Below are 4291 nucleotides of genomic sequence, written 5' to 3'. Positions count from 1 at the left end.
GTCAGCCCTCGGAGTTCTCGTCCCCGTCCGGCGTCGGGTCGACCAGAGGGGCCCCGGGGACGTCGCCCTGGGTCAGCACCGAGGCGCGGCTCTCGTCGAGGAGGTGCTGCATCAGGAACGCCGTCACCAACGCCCGGGTGATCTTGCGGGTCTTGGGCTGGGCCTTGTTCTGGAACAGGATGCTGCTCCAGTGCCGTCCGGCGCAGAAGCCGAGGTGACCGGCGTCGTCCAGGGTGCGCAGCTGCACCGGCCGGCCGGCCTCGAGACCGGCGGCGGCGATCGGTTCGGCGTGTCCGGCCGCGGGGGCCCAGGAGTCGGTCTCCGCAGCCAGGTGCAGCGTCGGGGCGGTGATCACCTTCGCTGCGTCGATGTTCGACGGCGCGATCTTCGACGGCGCGAGAGTCACCACCGCGCCCAGGCGCTCCCGGCGGGCGGCGGCGAGCATGGCCGCCCCGGCGCCGATCCCGTGGCCCATCAGGGCGGTGTGCCGGGCGTCGACACTGATCCGGCCGTCGCCCAGACGGACGCCGCAGACGACGTCGAGGGTGGTCAGCAGATCCGTCGAGAACCGGGTCGTGCTCGGCAGCGGGCCGCGCTGGGTGTTCGGTGCGGCCGCGACGAAACCCCAGGTGGCGAGGTGGCGCAGCAGCTCGACGTAGCGCGAGGTGGGCTGGAGCCAGTCGTGGCCGAGCACGACGGCGGGCAGGCCGAGGCCCTCGACCGGCGTGTAGATCGTCCCCGGCAGCCCGACGAGCCCGAGGTCGCCGATCCGCACCTCGTGCGGACCCGGCCGCGACAGCACCCCGAGCGCGTCCTTGGCGCCCTTCATCGACGGCGGTCGGGTGAACGTGCTGGTACGGCTCACGTCGGGCACCGTACCGGGGTCGATCACACCCCGCCGCCCGCGGCTCGCCTACAGCGGTGAAATCCGCCGATCATGCCGCCCTTACCCTGAGCGTCATGTGTGGCATCGTCGGTTACGTCGGTCATCGCCCCGCACTCGACGTGGTCCTGGCGGGCCTGCGCCGGCTGGAGTACCGCGGGTACGACTCCGCCGGGGTCGCCCTGCCGCACTCGGGCGGGCTGGCCGTGGAGCGCAAGGCGGGCGCGCTGGTGAACCTGGAGCAGCGCCTGGACGAGATCGGGCGGGACACCTTCACCGGTACCGCCGGGATCGGGCACACCCGCTGGGCCACGCACGGGCCGCCGACCGACCGCAACGCGCACCCGCACCGCAGCGGACCCGCGGACGCCGGGAAGACGGCCGTCGTGCACAACGGCATCATCGAGAACTACCTGCCGCTGCGCGCCGAGCTGGAGGCCCTGGACATCTGGGCCGAGTCCGACACCGACACCGAGATCGCCGCGCACCTGGTGGCCCTGGCCTACGCCGGGCGCGCCGCCGACCCGTCCACCAAGGGCGACCTGCCGGCCAGCGTCCGCTCCGTTGCGCTGCGCCTGGAGGGCGCGTTCACCCTCGTCGTCACGCACGCCGACGAGCCGGACACGATCGTCGCCGCGCGCCGCTCGTCGCCGCTGGTCCTCGGCCTGGGCGAGGGCGAGACGTTCCTGGCCTCGGACGTCGCGGCGTTCATCGAGTTCACCCGCAACGCCGTCGAGCTCGGGCAGGACCAGGTCGTCACGATCACCCGGGACGGCTACGACGTCACCGACTTCCGGGGCGAGCCGGTCGCGGTGAGCCCGTTCGAGGTCACCTGGGACCTGGCCGCCGCCGAGAAGGGCGGCCACGACTACTTCATGCTCAAGGAGATCGAGGAGCAGCCGACCGCGATCGCGGACACGCTGCGCGGGCACCTCGTGGACGGCCGGATCGTGCTCGACGAGCAGCGCCTGACCGACCAGGACCTGCGCGACGTGGACAAGGTCTTCGTCGTCGCGTGCGGCACCGCCTACCACTCCGGGCTGCTGGCCAAGTACGCCATCGAGCACTGGACCCGGCTCCCGGTGGAGATCGAGGTGGCCAGCGAGTTCCGCTACCGCGACCCGGTGCTGGACCGCTCCACGCTGGTGGTGGCGATCTCCCAGTCCGGCGAGACCGCCGACACCCTCGAGGCGCTGCGCCACGCCAAGGACCAGAAGGCCCGCGTGCTGGCCATCTGCAACACCAACGGGGCGCAGATCCCGCGCGAGTCCGACGCGGTGATCTACACCCACGCCGGCCCGGAGATCGGGGTCGCGGCGACCAAGACGTTCACCGCGCAGGTCGCGGCGAACTACCTGGTCGGCCTGGCCCTGGCCCAGGCCCGCGGCACCAAGTACCCGGACGAGGTCGTGCGCGAGTTCCACGAGCTCGAGGCCGCCCCGAAGGCCGTGGAGACGGTGCTGGAGTCACTCGGCGAGGCCCGCGCGCTGGGCCAGCTGCTGGCCGACTCCAAGGCGGTGCTGTTCCTGGGCCGCCACGTCGGCTACCCGGTGGCCCTGGAGGGCGCGCTCAAGCTCAAGGAGCTCGCCTACATGCACGCCGAGGCGTTCGCCGCGGGCGAGCTCAAGCACGGCCCGATCGCGCTGATCGAGCCGGGCCTGCCGGTGATCGTCGTGATGCCCTCGCCGAAGGGCCGCGCGGTGCTGCACTCCAAGCTGCTGTCCAACATCCAGGAGATCAAGGCCCGCGGCGCCCGCACCGTGGTGCTCGCCGAGGCCGGCGACGAGACCGTCAAGCCGTTCGCCGACCACCTGTTCGAGCTCCCGCCGATCTCGACGCTGCTGCAGCCGCTGGTCGCCACGGTGCCGTTGCAGGTGATCGCGGCCGAGATCGCCCGCGCCCGCGGCTACGACGTGGACAAGCCCCGCAACCTCGCCAAGTCCGTCACCGTCGAGTAACCCCACCCCTCCACCCTTCGCGTTGTGGAGCCCTGTCGCGCTCTCGGGCCCGTCCGGGGAGCGTCAAGGCTCCACAACGCGAGGTGGGCGGCTAGGGTGCGGTCGATGCACGGGGTCTACAGCGCGGATCAGGTCCGGGCGGCCGAGGGCGCCATGCTCGGGGGCGTCGGCGACGGGGTGCTGATGCGCCGGGCCGCGGCCGGGCTGGCCGCGGAGGTGCGCGGGTTCCTCGGGTCCACCTACGGCCGGCGCGTGGTCCTGCTCGTCGGGGCCGGTGACAACGGCGGCGACGCCCTCTGGGCCGGTGTCGGGCTGCGCCGCCGGGGCGCACACGTCACGGCGCTGCTGCTGAGCCCGGACCGGGCACACCCGGCCGGGCTGGCCGCGCTGCGCTCGGCGCGCGGGCGGGTGCTGCCGGTGGACCCGGACGGTCTCGAACCGGCCCGCGCGGCGGTGCGCGGCGCCGACGTGGTGATCGACGGGATCGTCGGCATCTCCGGACGTCCCGGGCTGCGCGAACCGGCACCCGCGCTGGTGAGCGCCGCGGACGACGCCGGGGTGCCGATCGTCGCCTGCGACCTGCCCTCGGGGGTCGACGCCGACACCGGGCGCACCGACGGCGCCCACGTCCGGGCCGCGATGACCGTGACCTTCGGCTGCCGCAAGCCGGTGCACGCGCTCGCCGCGCCGTCGTGCGGACCGGTCCGGCTGGTCGACTTCGGGCTCGGCCCCTTCCTCGCCGAGCACGCGCCGGAGCCGCACGCCCACCTGCTCTCCGACGCCGACGTCGGCGCCCGCTGGCCGGTCCCCGGCCCGGCCGACGACAAGTACACCCAGGGCGTGGTCGGGATCGCCGCCGGCTCGGCGACGTTCCCCGGCGCGGCCGTGCTGGCCGCGGGGGCGGCGGCGCTGTCCACCTCCGGAATGGTCCGGTTCGCCGGCTCGGCCGCCGACGAGGTCCGACGGCACTGGCCGGAGATCGTCGCCACCGACGGGATCTCCGACGCCGGGCGCACCCAGGCGTGGGCGATCGGGCCCGGCATCGGCACCGGTGACGCGGGCCGGGAGCTGCTCGAGGCGGTGCTCGACCGCGACGTCCCGCTCTGCGTGGACGCCGACGCCATCACGCTGCTCGCGCAGCACCGGCACCTGCGCGACCGGATACACGGACGTCCGATCGTGCTCACCCCGCACGCCGGCGAGTTCGCCCGGATCGCGGGCGACGTCGGCACCGACCGGGTCGGCGCCGCCCGCCGGGCCGCCGCCGACCTGGGCGTGACGGTCCTGCTCAAGGGCAACGCGACGGTCGTCGCGGACCCGGACGGGCGCACCCTGATCGACCCGGCCGCCGACGCCTGGGCCGCGACCGCAGGCTCCGGCGACGTGCTCACCGGAATGATCGGCGCGCTGCTCGCGGCCGGGCTGGCACCGTGGTGGGCGGCCGGCTGCG

The 4291-nt window shown here is 74.3% G+C and carries 3 protein-coding genes; 2 read left to right on the top strand and 1 reads right to left on the bottom strand.

Annotated features, from left to right (window positions below):
- Position 1: 1 nt before the first annotated feature.
- Entirely contained in the window at positions 2-865 is an 864-nt protein-coding gene (locus I4I78_RS30810) for a dienelactone hydrolase family protein (protein ID WP_308252458.1), read from the bottom strand.
- Between the two features lie 95 nt (positions 866-960).
- On the opposite strand from I4I78_RS30810, the gene glmS reads away from it, so the two are divergent.
- Both glmS and I4I78_RS30800 read left to right on the top strand, forming a co-directional pair.
- A complete protein-coding gene (gene glmS / locus I4I78_RS30805) occupies positions 961-2841 on the top strand; it encodes a glutamine--fructose-6-phosphate transaminase (isomerizing) (RefSeq protein ID WP_218615029.1) in 1881 nt (626 codons plus the stop codon).
- A 105-nt stretch (positions 2842-2946) separates the two neighbouring features.
- Positions 2947-4291: bifunctional ADP-dependent NAD(P)H-hydrate dehydratase/NAD(P)H-hydrate epimerase (locus I4I78_RS30800; RefSeq protein ID WP_218615028.1), on the top strand; the 1345-nt coding region annotated here is incomplete at its 3' end.

The sequence above is a fragment of the Pseudonocardia sp. KRD291 genome (assembly GCF_019263595.1).
Classification (GTDB): Bacteria; Actinomycetota; Actinomycetes; order Mycobacteriales; family Pseudonocardiaceae; genus Pseudonocardia.
This window is presented reverse-complemented; position numbering and strand designations above follow the sequence as displayed.

Coding starts and splice junctions, on each gene's coding strand:
- glmS (WP_218615029.1), top strand. CDS start 961: ATGTGTGGCATCGTCGGTTACGTCGGTCATCGCCCCGCACTCGACGTG.